13 protein-coding genes and 1 pseudogene are annotated in these 18728 nt (G+C 67.5%); 8 read left to right on the top strand and 6 right to left on the bottom strand.

Annotation, left to right across the window (positions count from 1 at the left end):
- On the top strand, positions 1-3139 hold a 3139-nt coding region (locus AC1DK4_RS39355; protein WP_477132208.1), incomplete at its 5' end, for a translocation/assembly module TamB domain-containing protein.
- Positions 3140-3191: 52 nt separating this feature from the next.
- A complete protein-coding gene (gene bamE / locus AC1DK4_RS39350) occupies positions 3192-3740 on the top strand; it encodes an outer membrane protein assembly factor BamE domain-containing protein (protein WP_441613316.1) in 549 nt (182 codons plus the stop codon).
- 27 nt (positions 3741-3767) lie between these two features.
- On the opposite strand, the gene metG is transcribed toward bamE, so the two are convergent.
- Together metG and AC1DK4_RS39340 are read right to left on the bottom strand one after the other, a co-directional pair.
- Positions 3768-5837 carry a methionine--tRNA ligase gene (gene metG / locus AC1DK4_RS39345; protein ID WP_441613315.1) on the bottom strand — a complete coding sequence of 690 codons (2070 nt, stop codon included), beginning with the start codon at positions 5835-5837 and terminating at the stop codon, positions 3768-3770.
- A 336-nt stretch (positions 5838-6173) separates the two neighbouring features.
- The gene (locus tag AC1DK4_RS39340; protein ID WP_441613314.1) at positions 6174-6806 is read right to left on the bottom strand and encodes a YiaD family glycine zipper/OmpA-like lipoprotein; all 633 of its coding nucleotides are present in this window, start codon (positions 6804-6806) and stop codon (positions 6174-6176) included.
- 309 nt (positions 6807-7115) lie between these two features.
- On the opposite strand from AC1DK4_RS39340, the gene apbC reads away from it, so the two are divergent.
- The 6 genes and pseudogenes from apbC to AC1DK4_RS39310 all read left to right on the top strand — a co-directional run bounded on the left by apbC (position 7116) and on the right by AC1DK4_RS39310 (position 13981).
- Complete coding sequence (gene apbC, locus AC1DK4_RS39335) at positions 7116-8204, top strand: iron-sulfur cluster carrier protein ApbC (RefSeq protein WP_441613313.1); 1089 nt, start codon at positions 7116-7118, stop codon at positions 8202-8204.
- Positions 8205-8254: 50 nt separating this feature from the next.
- Positions 8255-8905, top strand: coding sequence for a TorD/DmsD family molecular chaperone (locus tag AC1DK4_RS39330; protein WP_441613312.1), 651 nt, complete (start codon positions 8255-8257; stop codon positions 8903-8905).
- A 131-nt stretch (positions 8906-9036) separates the two neighbouring features.
- The gene (locus AC1DK4_RS39325; RefSeq protein WP_441613311.1) at positions 9037-9576 is read left to right on the top strand and encodes a superoxide dismutase family protein; all 540 of its coding nucleotides are present in this window, start codon (positions 9037-9039) and stop codon (positions 9574-9576) included.
- A gap of 382 nt (positions 9577-9958) precedes the next feature.
- Positions 9959-10525: a dCTP deaminase gene (gene dcd / locus AC1DK4_RS39320; RefSeq protein WP_441613310.1), complete on the top strand. Its 567-nt coding sequence runs from the start codon at positions 9959-9961 to the stop codon at positions 10523-10525.
- A 153-nt stretch (positions 10526-10678) separates the two neighbouring features.
- Positions 10679-12861, top strand: a pseudogene (locus tag AC1DK4_RS39315) (Orn/Lys/Arg family decarboxylase).
- Between the two features lie 139 nt (positions 12862-13000).
- Complete coding sequence (locus tag AC1DK4_RS39310; RefSeq protein ID WP_441613308.1) at positions 13001-13981, top strand: quinone oxidoreductase family protein; 981 nt, start codon at positions 13001-13003, stop codon at positions 13979-13981.
- 72 nt (positions 13982-14053) lie between these two features.
- Here the strand turns inward: AC1DK4_RS39310 and AC1DK4_RS39305 are convergent, their stop codons facing one another.
- The 4 genes from AC1DK4_RS39305 to AC1DK4_RS39290 form a co-directional block, all read right to left on the bottom strand.
- Positions 14054-15796 (bottom strand): TRAP transporter large permease, encoded by a 1743-nt coding sequence (locus tag AC1DK4_RS39305; protein ID WP_441613307.1) that lies wholly within the window; start codon positions 15794-15796, stop codon positions 14054-14056.
- Entirely contained in the window at positions 15793-16335 is a 543-nt protein-coding gene (locus AC1DK4_RS39300; RefSeq protein WP_441613305.1) for a TRAP transporter small permease subunit, read from the bottom strand. The genes AC1DK4_RS39305 and AC1DK4_RS39300 overlap by 4 nt, the downstream gene beginning before the upstream one ends.
- Before the next feature lie 187 nt (positions 16336-16522).
- Positions 16523-17932 (bottom strand): argininosuccinate lyase, encoded by a 1410-nt coding sequence (argH, locus tag AC1DK4_RS39295; RefSeq protein ID WP_441613304.1) that lies wholly within the window; start codon positions 17930-17932, stop codon positions 16523-16525.
- 107 nt (positions 17933-18039) lie between these two features.
- The gene (locus AC1DK4_RS39290) at positions 18040-18726 is read right to left on the bottom strand and encodes an anti-sigma factor (RefSeq protein ID WP_477132207.1); all 687 of its coding nucleotides are present in this window, start codon (positions 18724-18726) and stop codon (positions 18040-18042) included.
- Positions 18727-18728 lie beyond the last annotated feature (2 nt).

Raw genomic sequence — 18728 nt, 5'->3', positions numbered from 1 at the left:
CGCCTCCGCGCCGCCGGGCGCGCCCGCGCGCCAGGCCGGCCGGGCGCCACTGCGCGTGGCCGGCGAGGTACGCGTGGTCAACCACGAGGCCGGGCCGATCGACGCGCAGCGCCTGCCGGTGGAGTCGGTGCAGGCGCGCGTGGAGGTCAGCGAGGCCGCGCAGATCGTGCGCGACCTGCGCGTGGCGCTGCCGGGCCGCGGCGAGATCCGCGGCAGCGGCGCGCTGCGCGACGGCCGCGGCGGCTTCGACCTGGATGTGCGCGACCTGGACCCGAAGGCCTTGCACGGCAGCCTGCACCGCGTGCGGCTGTCGGGGCCCGTGATCCTGCGGCTCGAGCCGGGCCGGCAGAGCGTGGCGGTGGACCTGTCCGGCGGCGGGCTCAAGCTGTTCGCCGATGCGCACCTGGATGCGGATGCGGTGACGCTGACCGCGCTGCGCGCGGGCATCGGCACCGGCTCGCTCAATGCCGAAGGCAAGCTCTCGCTCAAGGACGGCCAGCCGTTCAGCTTCAAGGGCAAGCTCGCCAATTTCGACCCTGCGCGGCTGGCCGAAGTGGCGCCCGGGAGCATCAATGCCGATTTCACCACCAGCGGTACGCTCGCGCCCGAGCGGCGCATATCGATCGAATTCGCGGTGCGCGACAGTGTCTATGCCGGCCTGCCGATGCGCGGCGAGGGCAAGCTGCGGCTGGCCGGCGAACGCCTGCTGCCGAGCCAGGCCACGCTCGACATGGCCGGCAACCAGGCGCAGCTCAGCGGCAGCTTCGGCGCGCGTGGCGACCGCCTCAGGCTGCATGTGGATGCGCCCCAGCTCGACCGGCTCAAGTTCGGCGTGGCCGGCGTGCTCAAGCTCGACGCCGACATCACCGGCACGCTGGCCAGGCCCGAGGTGGTGGGCAGCTACAACGCCCAGTCGCTGGTGGTGGGCCCGCACCATGTGGCCAGCGCCAGCGGCACCGCGGAGTTGCGCGGCGGCCTGAACGGCACGCTGGCGCTGCAGCTCAATGTGCGTGACTACCGCGGGCCGGCCGCCTCGCTGCGCACGCTGGACGCCACGCTCAGCGGCACGCAGGCCAGCCACACCTTCGACCTGAAGGCGGCCGGCGCGATGCACGACCGGCCGCTGCAGCTGACCCTGGCCGGCCAGGGCGCCTGGCAGGGCCAGCAGGGCTGGAGCGGCACGATCCGCACGCTGGACGAGCGCGGCACCGTCAACGTCCGGCTGGTGGCGCCCACGCAGCTGCAGGTGGCGGACCAGCGCGTCAAGCTGGGCGCGGCCGGCTTGCAGTTCGAGCAGGCGCGCGTGAACGTGGACAGCTTCGAGTTCGACCACGGGCGCATCCGCACCCAGGGCAAGCTCGACGGGCTTCAGGTGGCCAACCTGCTGCGCCTGGCCGAAGCCCTCACCGGCGAGGCGCCGCCGGTGCGCTCGGACCTGGTGCTCGACGGCAGCTGGAACATCACGCTGGCGGAGACCGTGGCCGGCTTTGCCGAACTGCGCCGGCGCAGCGGCGACGTCTCGGTGAGCGCGGGCCGCGGCATCACGACGCTGGGGCTTGGCGAGAGCGCGCTGCGTGCCGACTTGTCCGGCAACCACATCAGCGTGCGCGGCGGCGTCACTGCCTCGCGGCTGGGCAAGCTGGTGGTGGACGCCTCGGCCGGCCTGGTGCTGGAGCAGGGCCTGATGACGGTGACGCCGGCCTCGCCGCTGGCGGGCAAGGTGTCGATGGACGTCCCGCGGCTCAAGACGCTGGAGGCGCTGACCGGGCCGCAATATGCGTTCGACGGCAAGCTGGCGGCCACCATGCAGCTGGCGGGCACGGTGGGCCAGCCGCTGCTGACCGGCACCATCGACGGCGACGGCATCGCCATCACGATGTACGACGAAGGCATCCGCCTGACCGACGGCATCGTGCGCGTGGCGCTGGACCAGAACACCATCGAGCTCAAGCAGGTCGAGTTCCACGGCGGTGACGGCAAGATCGTCGCCACCGGCAATGTGAAGCTGGGCGAGACCGATCCCAACCTGAGCGGCAGGATCGTCGCCGACAAGCTGCAGATCTTCGCCAGCCCGGAACGCACCCTGATCATCTCGGGCGATGCCAATATCCTCAACGAGAACCGCCAGATCGTGATCCGCGGCAAGTTCCGCGTGGACCGCGGCCTGTTCGACCTGCCCAAGGCCGGCGCGCCGGTGCTGGGCGACGATGTGGTGGTGGTACGACGGCGTGACCAGCGCGAAGTGAAGACCGCCGCGACGCCCGCGCCGGAAGCCAAGCCGGCCAGCCGCTTCAGCCCGCTGATCGACCTGACCCTGGATCTGGGCGATAACTTCCGCTTCCGCGGGGCCGGCGCCGACCTCAGGCTGGCGGGCCAGCTGGGCGTGCGCAGCGCGCCGCTCACGCCGGTGCGCGCCACCGGCACCATCCGCGTTACCGACGGCACCTACGAGGCGTTCGGGCGCAAGCTAAACATCGAGCGCGGCATCGTCAACTTCAACGGCCCGGTGGACAATCCCAACCTGAACATCCGCGCCATGCGGCGCAACCAGGAGGTCGAGGCCGGCGTGGAAGTCACCGGCACGGTGCGCCTGCCGCGCGTCAGGCTGGTCTCGGAACCCAATGTGCCGGATGAGGATAAGCTGTCATGGCTGATGTTCGGCTACGGCGCGGAGAGCAATACCACCGGCCAGTCGCAGCAGCTCAATGCGGGCGCCCTGGGTGGCGCGGCGCTGGGCATGCTGGGCGGACGCGCCGGCAAGGGCATCGTGCAGCATCTGGGTATCGACGAGTTCTCGATCGGGCCGAGCACGGCGGGCCTGAACGAACAGCAGGTGGTGAGCGTGGGCAAGGCGGTGACCGAGCAGATCTCGGTAGGCTACGAACAGAGCCTGACCAGCTCTTCCAACGTGGTCAAGCTGACCTGGGCCTTCTCGCGGCGCTGGTCGCTGATTGCCAAGGGTGGTTCGATCAACGGGCTTTCGCTGCTGTTCAACCGCCGCTTCAACAACTGGGGCAACCTGTTCAGCGGTGCCTCGAGCGCAAGGAGCCAGACCGATGCCAGCCAGCAGGCCGACAGTGACAGAAGCCCGGCGCCGGGCAATCCCGCCTCGGATGCGGCGGCGCCCGCGCGGCCCTGACGCCCATGGGCGCCTTCCATCCACGATTGCGCCGTACCGGCGCCTTGCCGCCATGGGACTGATTTCCTCCGTGCTCGCCCTGCTCGGGTGCGACCAGCAGAAGGTCGACGAAGCCATGAAGAAGGCGGGCGATACCGCGCGCGCGACCTGGAACTCGGTCAAGCCCGACAGCCAGCTGTTCAAGGGCATCGTGGTCGGCGAGTCGGGCGAGGAGGACGTGCGGCGCCAGGCCGGGCGCCCGGAGATCGTGTGGGAGGAAGACGCGGGCGGGCGCCGGCTCGAATATCCGCGCGGCCCGGAAGGCGCCACCACGTGGATGGTGACGATCGGCGCCGACGGCAAGGTCCGGGCCATCGAGCAGGTGCTGAACGCGGAGAACTTCGCCCGCGTGCGCGCCGGCATGAGCCGCGACGACATCCGCCGCCTGCTCGGCAAGCCCACCAAGGTGGAAGCCTTCGCGCTGAAGAAGGAAGAAGTGTGGGGCTACCGCTGGTGGGAGACCTCGCAGGACAAGGCCTTCTTCAATGTGCACTTCGACGCCGCCGGCAAGGTGACGCACACCTCGCGCAGCGATGATCCTTCGAAGGTGCAGGGCGGCTGATCCTGTCCTGCCGCCCCGGCGATCCGCCTAGCGGATGCGCATGCCCGGGACCGCGCCTTCGTGCGGCTCCAGGATCCACAGGCCCGGCGTGGCCTTCTCGTCAGCGGCGGAGGCGGCCAGCACCATGCCTTCGGACAGGCCGAACTTCATCTTGCGCGGCGCCAGGTTGGCCACCATCACCGTGAGCTTGCCCACCAGCTGCTCCGGCGTGTAGGCAGACTGGATGCCGGAGAAGACGTTGCGGGTCTTGCCTTCGCCCAGGTCCAGCGTGAGCTGCAGCAGCTTGTTCGAACCTTCCACCTTCTGGCAGGCCACGATCTTGGCCACGCGCAGGTCCACCTTGGCGAAGTCGTCGATGGTGATGGTCTCGGCGATCGGCTCGATGGTGGCGGTGCCGGTGCCCGCTTCGGCGGCTGGCGCGGTGGCCTGCAGCGAATCGCGGTTGGCGGCCAGCAGCGCGTCGACCTGCTTGGCGTCCACGCGCGTCATCAGGTGCGAGTACGGCTGCACGGGGCGCGCCGCGCTGAGCTGCCGGTCGATGGCACGCCAGTCCAGCGGCTCGATATTGAGGAAGCGCTCCACGCCGGCGGCCATCAGCGGCACTACCGGCTTGAGGTAGACGGTGAGCAGGCGGAAGGCTTCCAGCGAGACCGAGCAGGCCGCGTGCAGGGCCGCGCGCTTGCTCTCGTCACGCGCCAGCTCCCAGGGCTTCTCGGTGTCGACGAAGGCGTTGACGGCGTCGGTCAGCTCCATCACCAGGCGCAGCGCCTTGCTGTATTCGCGGCTCTCGTAGAGATGCGCGACTTGCGGCGCGGCTTCGCGCAGCTGCTCGAGCAGCGGGTGCGCGAGCGCGGCTTCGTCCACCACGCCGTCGAAGCGCTTGACCAGGAAGCCGGCGGCGCGGCTGGCAATATTGACATACTTGCCGATCAGGTCGCTGTTCACGCGCGCGATGAAGTCCTCGAGGTTGAGGTCGAGGTCTTCCATGCTGGCGTTGAGCTTGGCGGCGAAGTAGTAGCGCAGCCATTCCGGGTTCATGCCGGTGTCGATATAGCTCTGCGCGGTGATGAAGGTGCCGCGCGACTTGCTCATCTTGGCGCCGTCCACGGTCAGGAAGCCATGGGCGAACACGTTGGTCGGCGTGCGGTAGCCCGAGAAGCGCAGCATGGCCGGCCAGAACAGCGTGTGGAAGTAGAGGATGTCCTTGCCGATGAAGTGATACTGCTCGGCGGTCGAATGCGGGCCCACCCAGGCATCGAAGTCGATGCCCTTCTTTTCCGCCAGGTTCTTGAAGCTGGCGTAGTAGCCGATCGGCGCGTCCAGCCACACGTAGAAATACTTGCCGGGCGCGCCCGGGATCTCGAAGCCGAAGTAGGGCGCGTCGCGCGAGATGTCCCAGTCAGACAGGGTCGAGGCCTCGCCTTCGCCGCCCAGCCATTCCTGCATCTTGTTGGCGGCTTCCGGCTGGGCCAGGTCGGCCACCCACTCGCGCAGGAAGCTCTCGCAGCGCGGGTCGGACAGCTTGAAGAAGTAATGCGCGGACGACTTGCGCACGGGCGTGGCGCCTGAGACCACCGAGTACGGGTTCTTCAGGTCGGTGGGCACGTAGGTGGTGCCGCACACCTCGCAGGAGTCGCCGTACTGGTCCTTGGCGCCGCACTTCGGGCACTCGCCCTTGATGAAGCGGTCCGGCAGGAACATGTTCTTGACCGGGTCGTAGAACTGCTCGACGTCGCGCTCGGCGATCAGGTCTTCGGCCTTCAGCGACAGGTAGATCTTGTCGGAGAGCTGCTTGTTCTCTTCCGAATCGGTGCTGTAGTAGTTGTCGAACGACACCTGGAAGCTGTCGAAATCGCGCTTGTGCTCGGTCCACACGCGGTCGATCAGTTGCTTGGGGGTGATCCCTTCCTTCTCCGCGCGCAGCATCACGGGCGTGCCGTGCGTGTCGTCCGCGCCCACGTAGTAGACCTCGTTGCCCATCATGCGCTGGAAGCGCACCCAGATGTCGGTCTGGATGTACTCCACCAGATGGCCGATATGGATCTGGCCGTTGGCGTATGGCAGGGCAGAAGTGACGAGGATGCGACGTGCGGTCATGGAAGAATTGCCGGTCAGGGGGTAAACAAAGTGGCGGGCGGGCGCCGGAGCATGCGTCAGGGCGCGCGCCGCAAGACGGCTATTCTAACAAGCGGTGTGGCCAGCGCGCGCGGGCACGGGGCCCGCGCCGCCGGGCGGGACAGGCCCGGCGGGAATTCGGTGCCTTCTCGTGTGATCCAGGGATAACTCGAAATCATCGGGACAAAAAAAGCGCCGGTCAGAGCCGGCGCAGCTTTCCACAACGGAAAAGGAGGAGAAATCAGGTACCGCCCGGGAGGTCAGTCACCCATCGCGAGCCAGCAACGGTGACAAGCGGTACCTGTTTCTATGACTCCATCATCCTTGAATTGGTTTCAAAAAAATTTCGACGCGGCGATTTTGTGCGCGGCCCGCCTCGGTGGCGTTATCCGCCACCGGCTGCGTCTGCCCGCGTCCTTCGGCTGCCAGGCGGTTGCGCGAGACGCCGCGGTCACCCAGGTAGCCGGCCACGCTCTGCGCGCGGCGCTGCGACAACTGCATGTTGTAGCTGGGGTTGCCGGTGCTGTCCGTATGCCCCACCACGGTCGCCGTTACGTCCTGGTGCTGGCCAAGGGTCTGCGCGACCTGGTCCAGCACCGAGCGGAACGACGGCTTGATGCTGGAGCTGTCCGTATCGAAGGTCACCTGGCTGGGGATGTTCACCTTCAGCGAGCCGTCCGGCTGTTCGGTGATCTGCGTGCCCGTGCCCGCTGTGTCCTTGTTCAGCTTGCCGCGGATGGTGTTCCAGTTGTAGCCGGTGGCCCCGCCCAGGGCACCGCCCACCGCCGCCCCCACCAGCGTGCCGGTGGTATTGCCGCCAATCAAGTTGCCCAGGCCCGCGCCGACCGCAGCGCCCACGCCGGTGCCGACCGCAGTCTGGGTGCCCTGTTCGGTGGCGCAACCGGCGGCGAGCGCGGCGACGATGGCAAGGCTGACGAACTTGAGTTTCATGCTTTCTCCTTCAGGACGAATCTTTCTGGCTGGATTTGATTTGACGGGGTGCGTACAACACCGCTAGAAATAACGCGGACGGCACGTGAATACAAGTGCCCGGCGGCATTACGCCGGGGCAGGCGTTTCTGGCGCACTACAATAAAGACATGGTGCCGGCTGCACAAGCATGCGCCTGTGACAGTTGTAAGTGCGTGTAAATCCATGTGCGATGCAGGGACTTGTCGCCCCCGCACCACCCTCGACCAGCGCGTGGTCCATACTTTGATACAGTACGCGGCTTCCCCATATTCAGTAGCGGAGATTGTCTTGAGCCTCACCATCGACCAGGTTACCGAAGTCCTGCGCACCGTGATCGACCCGAACACGGGCCGGGATCTGGTGTCCACCCGTTCCGCCCGCAACGTGCGGGTCGATGGCGGCGATGTGTCGCTGGAGGTCGAGCTGGGCTATCCCGGCAAGAGCCAGCTGGAGCCGATGCGCAAGGCGGTCGTTGCCGCGTTGCAGCAGCTGCCCGGCCTGACCAATGCCAGCGTGGCCGTCACCACCAAGATCGTTTCGCATGCGGTGCAGCGGGGCGTCAAGCTGCTGCCGGGCGTCAAGAACGTGATCGCGGTGGCCTCCGGCAAGGGCGGCGTGGGCAAGTCCACCACCGCCGTCAACCTGGCGCTGGCCTTGTCCGCCGAAGGTGCACGTGTCGGCATGCTGGATGCCGACATCTACGGGCCCAGCCTGCCGATGATGCTCGGCATCGCCGGCCGCCCCGAGTCATCGGACGGCCAGACCATGGAGCCGCTCGAAGGCCACGGCCTGCAGGCCAACTCGATCGGCTTTCTGATCGAACAGGACAACCCGATGGTGTGGCGCGGCCCGATGGTGACCTCGGCGCTGGAGCAGTTGCTGCGCCAGACCAACTGGCATGACCTCGACTACCTGATCGTCGATATGCCGCCGGGCACCGGCGACATCCAGCTGACGCTGTCGCAGAAGGTGCCGGTGACAGGTGCCGTGATCGTCACCACGCCGCAGGACATCGCGCTGCTCGATGCCAAGAAGGGCCTGAAGATGTTCGAGAAGGTCGGCATCCCCATCCTTGGCATCGTCGAGAACATGGCGGTCTACTGCTGCCCGAACTGCGGGCACGTAGAGCATATCTTCGGTGAAGGCGGCGGCGAGAAGATGTGCGCGGACTACGGCGTGGAACTGCTGGGCAGCCTGCCGCTGAACCGCTCGATCCGCGAGCAGGCCGACACCGGGCGCCCCACGGTCGTGGCCGATCCCGACAGCCCCGTCGCCGAGCTGTACCGCGCCATGGCGCGCAAGGTGGCGGTGAAGGTGGCGGACCGCGCGCGCGACATGACCAGCAAGTTCCCCAGCATCGTGGTGCAGAACACCTGAGCACCATTGGGCCGGGCGGCTGCGGCCGCCCGCGCCAGCCAACACCCCATATGACGGATTTCCAGCCGATCCAGTTGATCCCGCCGGCGGCAGACGCTGCCGCCGATTTCACCGCTGATTTCGCCGCCGATGCCGAGCAAGCGGCACGCGCCGACTTGTACGGCCTGCTGGCCACGCTGTTGTACCGTGCGCCCGATGCCGTGCTGCTCCACCATATCGCCGCGAACCGTGCCCATGGCGACGATGCCGCGACGGCGCTGGGTGAAGCGTGGAACCGTTTGTGCGATGCGGCGTCCGCCACCACCGTCGCCGAGGCCGCGGGCGAGTACCAGGCCATGTTCGGTGGCGCTCCCACTCCCGCCGTCTCGCCGCAGGGCGCCCGCTATGCGCGGGCCTGCCCGCTGCCGGCGCTGCGCGACGAGCTGGCGCGCCATGGCCTCGTCCGGCGCGAAGGGGTCGGCGAGAGCGAGGATCATATCGGCACGCTGTGCGAGGTGATGCGTGTGCTGGTGGCGGGCGGGCAGGCCGGCGCCGGCGGCCTTGCGGCCCAGCAGCATTTTTTCGCGAGCTACCTGCGGCCATGGGTGGGCGACTTCGCCGATGCCGTGGCGGCGCACCCTCAAGCGCGTTTCTACGCGCGCGTGGTGCGGCTGCTTTCGGCATTCATGGCGGTCGAGTCCATCGCGCTCGAACCCGCCTGACGCCGGCGCGGCCGCCCGGCGGCTTGCCGCCCGATGTCGGTCACGGCGCGCCAACTGGCAGCAAACTCACCACAGCGCGTCACATTGGAGCGGTACAATCAGCCGCACAACACCGTGAGAGGAGGTTCGGCATGAAGCATGTACGCGTACTTTTCGGTCTGGCGCTAGTGGGCACCCTGGTGGGCACCCTGGCGGGCTGCGGCGGCATGGGGACAAACGGCGGGGACAGCGCCGTCGCCAGCCTGGACGCCAAGAGCGGCACCGCCACGCAGGGCACCGTGACCTTCACCCAGCGCGGTGACCGCGTGCTGGTCAAGGCCGACGTGACCGGCCTCCCGCCCAACACCGAGCACGGCTTCCACGTACACGAGAAGGGCGACTGCTCGAGCCCCGACGCCATGAGCGCAGGCGGCCATTTCAACCCGACCGGCAAGCCGCACGGCTCGATGTCGATGCCCGACCACCATGCAGGCGACATCAACAACCTCCGAGCCGATGCCAGCGGCCGTGCCCAGGCCAGCTTCGAGCTGAGCGGCGTGACCGTCAGCCCCGGCCCCACCAGCGTGGTGGGCCATGCCGTGGTCGTGCACAAGGACCCGGACGACTACCGTACGCAGCCGACCGGCAATTCCGGCGGCCGCATCGCCTGCGGCGTCGTCGCCAAGTCCTGACGAGCGGGCGCGGGGCGGGCCGCCGCCCTTGCTTGCCCGCGCGGTCGCTGCGGCCGACGGGCGCCGCGTCCCGCGCGCAACGGGCACAACGGGCGCAACGGGCACGCGCGACATCGGCGCCGCATTCCCGATCCTCCCTTGCGCACCGCGTTTCCCGCGCTGCACCGGCCCCGGCCGCCCGGATTCCCCGCTGCGGCGGGCTGTCCCGCCTGAAGCCGGGAGCACCGGCAATTGGTTGTACAATGCGGCCCATCGCGAGGCCCCGGCAGGTCCGGCGTGCCGTGAGCAAATGCGAGCAGCGTTCCCCGGCTGCCCGGCGCGGCAAGGCCGCCGCCCGGCCGCGCCCCCGAGCCTGCCCTCATTTGTTCATCCCGGTACCCTTATGAGCATCAAATCCGATAAGTGGATCCGCCGCATGGCGGAACAACACGCCATGATCGAGCCGTTCGAGCCCGGTCAGGTGCGGGAGTCCGACGGCCGCAAGATCGTTTCGTACGGCACCTCGAGCTACGGCTACGACATCCGCTGCGCCGACGAATTCAAGATCTTCACCAATATCAACAGCACCATCGTCGATCCCAAGAACTTCGACGAGAAGTCCTTCGTCGACTTCAGGGGCGATGTCTGCATCATCCCGCCCAATTCCTTCGCGCTGGCCCGTACGATGGAGTATTTCCGCATCCCGCGCAGCGTGCTGACCATCTGCCTGGGCAAGAGCACCTACGCGCGCTGCGGCATCATCGTCAACGTGACGCCGTTCGAACCGGAATGGGAAGGCTACGTGACCCTGGAGTTTTCCAACACCACGCCGCTGCCCGCCAAGATCTACGCCGGCGAAGGCTGCGCCCAGGTGCTGTTCTTCGAGAGCGACGAGATCTGCGAGACTTCCTACCGCGACCGCGGCGGGAAGTACCAGGGCCAGCACGGTGTCACACTGCCGAAGACCTGATCCCTTTACAATGCGCGCGTCGCGGCGCGGCCGGCTCCACGGGGAGCATCGACCAGCCGCACGCCAAGCCTGAACGCCGAGCCACATGCAGCCCAGGGGAGTGCGTCCCCGGGCCATGTGGCTCAAGTCCTTCTTGCCGCCCAAGGATGCCCTATGAAATTCCGCTTTCCCGTCATCATCATCGATGAAGACTTCCGCTCCGAGAACATTTCCGGCTCGGGCATCCGTGCGCTAGCGCAGGCCATCGAGCAGGAAGGCATGGAGGTCATGGGCCTCACCAGCTACGGCGACCTGACTTCGTTCGCGCAGCAGTCCAGCCGGGCGTCCTCGTTCATCGTGTCGATCGACGACGACGAGTTCGTCAGCGAGGACGACCGCCCCGAAGCGGCGGCCATCGAGAAGCTGCGCGCCTTCGTCAATGAAGTGCGCCGCCGCAATACCGACCTGCCGATCTTCCTGTATGGGGAGACCCGTACCTCGCGCCATATCCCCAACGATATCCTGCGCGAGCTGCACGGCTTCATCCACATGTTCGAGGACACGCCGGAGTTCGTGGCGCGCCACATCATCCGCGAAGCGAAGGTCTATCTCGACTCGCTGGCGCCGCCGTTCTTCAAGGCGCTGATCGCCTACGCGCAGGACAGCTCCTACTCGTGGCACTGCCCCGGCCACTCCGGCGGCGTGGCCTTCCTGAAGAGCCCGGTCGGCCAGGTGTTCCACCAGTTCTTCGGCGAGAACATGCTGCGCGCCGACGTCTGCAACGCCGTGGACGAACTCGGCCAGCTGCTCGACCACACCGGCCCGGTGGCGGCCTCGGAGCGCAATGCCGCGCGCATCTTCAACTCCGACCACATGTACTTCGTCACCAACGGCACCTCCACCTCGAACAAGATGGTGTGGCATGCCAACGTGGCGCCGGGCGACATCGTGGTGGTGGACCGCAACTGCCACAAGTCGATCCTGCACGCGATCATGATGACCGGGGCGATCCCCGTCTTCCTGATGCCCACGCGCAATCACTACGGCATCATCGGCCCGATCCCCAAGAGCGAGTTCGATCCGGAGACCATCCGCCGCAAGATCGCCGCGCACCCGTTCGCCAGCCAGGCCAAGAACCAGAAGCCGCGCATCCTGACCATCACCCAGGGCACTTACGACGGCGTGCTGTACAACGCCGAACAGATCAAGGAAATGCTGGCGAGCGAGATCGACACGCTGCATTTCGATGAAGCCTGGCTGCCGCACGCGGCATTCCACGAGTTCTATCACAACATGCACGCGATCGGCAAAGGCCGCCCGCGCAGCAAGGACGCGCTGGTGTTCGCCACGCAATCCACGCACAAGCTGCTGGCCGGCCTGTCGCAGGCCTCGCAGATCCTTGTGCAGGATTCGGACACGCGCAAGCTGGACCGCTACCGCTTCAACGAGGCGTACCTGATGCACACCTCGACCAGCCCGCAATACTCGATCATTGCCTCCTGCGACGTGGCGGCGGCGATGATGGAAGCCCCCGGCGGCACCGCGCTGGTGGAAGAAAGCATCCAGGAAGCCATCGATTTCCGCCGCGCCATGCGCAAGGTGGAAGGCGACTACGATGCCGGCAATAACGGCGACTGGTGGTTCAAGGTATGGGGCCCCGACGCGCTGGTCGAGGACGGCATCGGCGACCGCGAGGAATGGATGCTCAAGGCCAACGAGCGCTGGCACGGCTTCGGCGACCTGGCCGACGGCTTCAACCTGCTCGACCCGATCAAGGCCACCATCATCACCCCGGGCCTCGACGTGGACGGCGAGTTCAGCGAGCGCGGCATCCCGGCCGCCATCGTACCAAGGGCCGCTGGAACTCGCTGGTGACCGAGCTGCAGCAGTTCAAGGACGACTACGACCAGAACCAGCCGCTGTGGCGCGTGCTGCCCGAGTTCGTGGCCAAGCACCCGCAATACGAGCGCATGGGCCTGCGCGACTTGTGCGATGCCATCCACAGCGTCTACAAGGCCAACGACGTGGCCCGCGTGACCACCGAGATGTACCTGTCGGACATGGAACCGGCGATGAAGCCGTCGGACGCGTGGGCCATGATGGCGCACCGGGAGATCGAGCGCGTCGCGGTGGACGAGCTGGAAGGCCGCGTCACCGCCATCCTGCTCACGCCGTATCCGCCGGGCATTCCGCTGCTGATCCCGGGCGAGCGTTTCAATCGGATCATCGTGCAGTACCTGAAGTTCGCGCGCGATTTCAACAAGCTGTTCCCCGGCTTCGAGACGGACATCCACGGGCTGGTGGAGGAAGAGGTCGAGGGCGGCGGCAGGGCGTATTTCGTCGATTGCGTGAAGTAAAGCGGGCTGAAGCGGGCTGAAGCGGGCCGCAGCGAAGCCAGGCGAGGGGCTGAAGCCGCCGCAGCGGCACACGACGCCGTTTCCGGGAATCCGTTAGAGTTGCCTTCGTAGCGATCCATGCAACCTTGACGGAGAGAACATGACTTCAGCGCGTGCGGTGGAACTCACCGAATTCGGCGGCCCGGAGGTGATGCGGCTGGTCACGACCGATTTGCCGGCGCCGGCGGCCGGCCAGGTGCAACTGCGCCAGACCGCCATCGGCTTCAACTACCTCGACGTGTACCAGCGCTCGGGCAAGTATCCCTTGCCCAGCCCGACCGGGCTCGGCCATGAAGCGGCCGGCGTGGTCGAGGCGGTGGGCGAGGGGGTGACCAGCCTGCGCGCGGGCGACCGCGTGGTCTACATGCATGCCGGCATCGGCGCCTACGCCGACCGCCGCAACGTACCCGCCGACAAGCTCGTCAAGCTGCCCGACGGCATCGACGACGTGGCCGCCGCCGCGGTCTTCTTCAAGGCCATGACCGCGCAGTACCTGGTCAGGAAAACCCACCGCGTGGAGCCTGGCGACATCGTGCTCGTGCATGCCGCCGCCGGTGGCGTGGGCCAGATCCTCAGCAGCTGGGCCAAGGCCCTCGGCGCCACCGTGGTCGGCACGGCGGGCTCGGCGGCCAAGTGCGAGATCGCGCTGGCGGCCGGCTGCGATATCGCCGTCGACTACTCGCAGGCGGACTGGGTGCGGCAGGTGATCGACGCCACCGGCGGGCGCAAGGCGCGCGTGGTCTACGACTCGGTGGGCAAGCACACTTTCCTCGGTTCGCTGGACTGCACGGCGCCGTTCGGGCTGGTGGCGCTATATGGCGCGGCGTCCGGTCCCGTGGCGGCCATCGAGCCGGAACTGCTCAACAAGAAGGGCTGCCTGTTCCTGACGCGGCCCTCGGTGTTTCCGCACAACGCCGATGCGCAGACTTTCCGCGCCAACGCGGCCGATGTGTTCCAGGCGCTCGGGCAGGGTGCGATCCGCGCCGCCATCGGCGCGCGCTATGCGCTGGAGCAGGTCGCCGAAGCGCACCGCGCCGCCGAGGCGCGCGCCACGACCGGCGCCATCGTGCTGTTGCCGTAGGCGCGCGGCTCGCGCCGCAAAAGAAAAAGGTCCCGCATGCGGGACCTTTTTTCATGGCGGCTGCCAGCCGGTTCAGTTCTTCTTGTCGAACTCGAACTGCGGCGCGGCCGGTTCGCTCTGCGGTGCCGAGGGCAGTTCGAGCGTGCCCGGGCTGCTGGCCCCGCCCGCACCGCCCGCTGGCGGCGCCGAGGCCCCCCCGCTGTCGCCGAGCGGGATCGTGACCTCCGCCGAGTTGCTATGGTGCAGCGAGCCCTTGTCGAGGAACATGGTGACCATGCCCGGCCAGAACATCACCATCACCACCATGATCATCTGCAGGCCCACCCAGGGAAGGGCGCCCCAGTAGATGTCCGAGCTCTTCACTTCCTTGGGGGCGATCCCGCGCAGGTAGAACAGCGCGAAACCGAACGGCGGGTGCATGAACGAGGTCTGCATGTTCACGCACAGCATCACGCCGAACCACACCAGCGCCGCCGTGGCCGCCGCTTCCGGGTTGCCGCCCATCGAGGCCGCCACCACCGGCGTCAGCACCTTGACCGCAACCGGCGCCAGCATCGGCACCACGATGAAGGCGATCTCGAAGAAGTCGAGGAAGAACGCCAGGAAGAAGATGAACAGGTTCACCACCAGCAGGAAGCCGATCCAGCCGCCCGGCAGCGAGGTGAACATATGCTCAACCCACGCGCCGCCGTCCACGCCCTGGAACACCACCGAGAAGCAGGTGGAGCCGATCAGGATGAACACCACCATGGCGGTGATGCGGGCCGTGGACTGGTAGGCCTCGACGATCAGCCCGCGCAGGTCGGTCAGTTGCCCGGCGCGCAGGATCAGCCAGGCGATCACCAGGTAGACCACCGCCAGCGGGATGCGGAAGGCGTGCGAGCCGAAGGCGAAGAAGCCGGCGACGATGGCGACGCCGGTAGCGACGATGCCGGTGCGATAGAGCGTGCGGTCCAGCTTGCCGAAGCCGGGGTCGCGCAGCACCGCCAGCACCAGCGCGCCGACCGCGCCCATGGCGCCGGACTCGGTGGGGGTGGCAATGCCCAGCATGATGGTGCCCAGCACCAGGAAGATCAGCACCGCGCAGGGGATGATGCCGCGCAGGCATTTGCGCCACAGCGGCCAGCCGCGCAGCGTGCGTTCTTCCGGCGGCACCGGCGGCAGCCAGTCAGGCTTGATGCGCGCCAGCACGAAGGTGTAGAGCGCGAACAGCGCGATCTGGACCAGCGACGGGCCCCAGGCGCCCAGGTACATGCTGCCCACGTCGGCGCTGCCCATCGGCGTCTTGAGCTGGTCGGCCAGCACCACCAGCACCAGCGAAGGCGGCACCAGCTGCGTGATGGTGCCCGATGCCGCGAGCACGCCGGTGGCGTACTTCATGTTGTAGCGGTAGCGCATCATCACCGGCAGCGAGATCATCGCCATGGCGATCACCTGGGCCGCCACCGTGCCCGTGATGGCGCCGAGGATGAAGCCGACGATGATCACCGAATAGCCCAGGCCGCCGCGCACCGGGCCGAACAGCTGGCCCATGGAGTCGAGCATGTCCTCGGCCAGCCCGCACTTCTCCAGGATCGCGCCCATGAAGGTGAAGAACGGGATCGCCAGCAACAGCTCGTTGGCCAGCACGCTGCCGAACACGCGGCTGGGCACCGCCTGCAGGAAGCTGACCGGGAAAAAGCCGAACTGGATGGACAGGATGCCGAAGGCCAGGCCCACGGCAGACAGCGAAAATGCGACCGGGAAGCCGATCAGCATGAATACCACCAGGCCGCCGAACATGAGCGGCGGCATGAATTCCAAAGGAATCGTCATTGCACCGGCCTCTCGTATTTCGATTCGATGCGCACCAGGCCCTGGAGGGCGGCAATGCGCTTGATCAGCTCGGACACGCCCTGCAAGCCAAGCAGGGCGAAACCGAGGGGCACCACCAGCTTGATCGGATAACGCGGCAGGCCGCCGGAATTACCCGATTGCTCGAGGATGCGCCACGAGGGCAGGAAGAGGGATTCCCACGACAGCCAGGCGAACAGCACGCACGAAGGCAGCAGGAAGAAAATGATGCCGAAGATGTCGATCCAGTGCTGCGCGCGTTCCGATACGTTGCCGTAGATCAGGTCCACGCGCACGTGCTCGTTGCGCTGGAAGGTGTATGACGTGCCGAACATCACGGCAATGGCAAACATATACCACTGCAATTCGAGCGGCCAGTTATCGCTAAGGTTGAAGCCGTAACGCAGCAGGGCGTTGCCTGCGCTGATCAGACACGAAAGCAGGATCATGATGTTTGCAAGCCTGCCCGTATGCTGATTCAACCTGTCGATCTGTCGTGACAGACCAAGCAAGTAATACATGGGTTGTCTCCCCGGTTTTTGCGGCGATTAGTTTATCTGTAACAAAATGCATCGGCGCTTGGGGCTAATACCTACCGCATTGCGCAAAAATCGCGGATAAAGAAAAAAAGCCGCCAGGACGCATGCCCTGGCGGCTTTTCTCTACTGCGGAACTTACGTGAAACTTACGGCTGCGTGCGGCGCTTGCTCAAAGGGCCGCGCGCGCGGCGGCGATCGCCGCGCGCACCTGCGCCGGCGCGGTGCCGCCGATATGGTTGCGCGCCGCGACCGAGCCTTCCAGCGTCAGCACTGCATGCACGTCGTCGCCGATCAGCGCGGCCTTGTCGCCGAGGCCGGTGGCGTCGCGCAGCTCGGCCACGGTGAGGTCGGCCAGGTCGCAGCGGCGGTCGTCGCAGGCGCGCACGGCGTGGGCCACGGCTTCGTGGGCGTCGCGGAAGGGCAGGCCGCGCTTGACCAGGTAGTCGGCCAGGTCGGTCGCGGTGGCGTAGCCCTGCAGCGCGGCGGCGCGCATGGCTTCGGGCTTGACGGAGATGCCCGGCACCATGTCCGCGAAGATGCGCAGCGTGTCGGCCACGGTATCCACCGTGTCGAACAGCGGCTCCTTGTCTTCCTGGTTGTCCTTGTTGTAGGCCAGCGGCTGGCCCTTCATCAGGGTCAGCAGGCCGACCAGGTGGCCGTTGACGCGGCCGGTCTTGCCGCGCGCCAGTTCGGGCACGTCCGGGTTCTTCTTCTGCGGCATGATCGAGCTGCCGGTGCAGAAGCGGTCGGCGATGTCGATGAAGCCCACGCGCGGGCTCATCCAGATCACCAGTTCTTCCGAGAAGCGCGAGACATGGGTCATCACCAGCGCCGAGGCGGCGCAGAACTCGATGGCGAAGTCACGGTCGGAGACGGCGTCGAGCGAGTTGCGGCACACGCCGTCGAAGCCGAGCTGCTGCGCCACGAACTCGCGGTCGATCGGGTAGCTGGTGCCGGCCAGCGCGGCCGCGCCCAGCGGCAGGCGGTTGACGCGGCGGCGGCAGTCAGCCATGCGCTCGGCGTCGCGCGTGAACATTTCCACGTAAGCCAGCAGGTGATGGCCGAAGGTGACCGGCTGGGCCACCTGCAAGTGGGTGAAGCCCGGCAGGATGGTGTCGGCGTTCTTCTCGGCCAGGTCCAGCAGCGCGCCGCGCAGCGCGCCCAGCAGGCCGATGATGGTGTCGATCTCGCTGCGCAGCCACAGGCGGATGTCGGTGGCCACCTGGTCGTTGCGCGAGCGGCCGGTGTGCAGGCGCTTGCCGGCGTCGCCCACCAGCGCGGTCAGGCGCGCCTCGATGTTCAGGTGGACGTCTTCCAGGTCGAGCTTCCACTCGAAGCTGCCCGCTTCGATCTCGCCGCGGATCTGCGTCATGCCGCGTTCGATCTCGGCGCGGTCGGCCTCGGCGATGATTCCCTGCTTGGCCAGCATGGCGGCGTGCGCGAGCGAACCCTGGATGTCGAACAGCGCCAGGCGCTTGTCGAAGAACACCGAAGCGGTGTAGCGCTTCACCAGGTCGGACATCGGTTCGGAGAAGCGGGCGGACCAGGCTTCGCCTTTCTTGGCAAGTTGGGAGGTCATGGGCGGTAAGGCTGGGTTGGCTCGCAGGCCGGCGGCAGCACCGCGGCGCGAGCGGAAAAATCGGGGAAACAACGATTATATCGCTGCCGCCGCCTTCCCAGCCGGGTCTACAGGGTGTTGTCGATGACCCGGCCCTTGAACACCACGGGCCCGGTCGGCCCGTTGGGGTCCGGCGAGCCGCCGCGCGGCTCCACGCTGATGGCCAGCGCCGGCACCTTGCCGAGCTGCTGGGCGACCGTCAGGCGCAGCTGTCGCTGGTGGCCGAGCACGCCCAGCGATTGCGGCTTGCCGCCCGCCGGCAGCGCCCACAGCTGGAGCGCCTGCGCATCGGTCAGTGCCAGGTGATCCAGGCGACGCAATGTCAGCGCCTGCGAACGTGCGTCCCACGTCACCAACACAGCCGCCTCGGCGCGGTCGTCGTTGAGCACCGCCACGGCGTTGACCAGCGGCGCGGTATCCAGCTCGCGGGCCATCCGCACATTGAGGGCGATGGCGGCCACGGCCAGCGCCCCCGCGGCCAGCGTGGCGCCGCGCCAGAAGCCGGCCGCGCCCCACAGGCGTTGCCACCAGCCGGCGGCGGCCTGGCCCGGCGCTGCCGCGGCTGCGGGAGCCGGCTGCCAGCCCAGGCGCTGCTCGATGCCGCACCAGAGCTTGTCCACCGGCTCGGAGCCTGCCTGCACCTCGGCGATGCCCGCCAGGCGCGCCTGCCACTGGCCGATGGCGGCGCGGATGGCGGGTTCCTGCCGCGCCAGCTGCTCGAAGCGGCGGCGCGCGCCGCCGCGCAGCACGCCCAGCG

This window comes from Cupriavidus sp. 05N38 (assembly GCF_056397345.1).
This window is presented reverse-complemented; position numbering and strand designations above follow the sequence as displayed.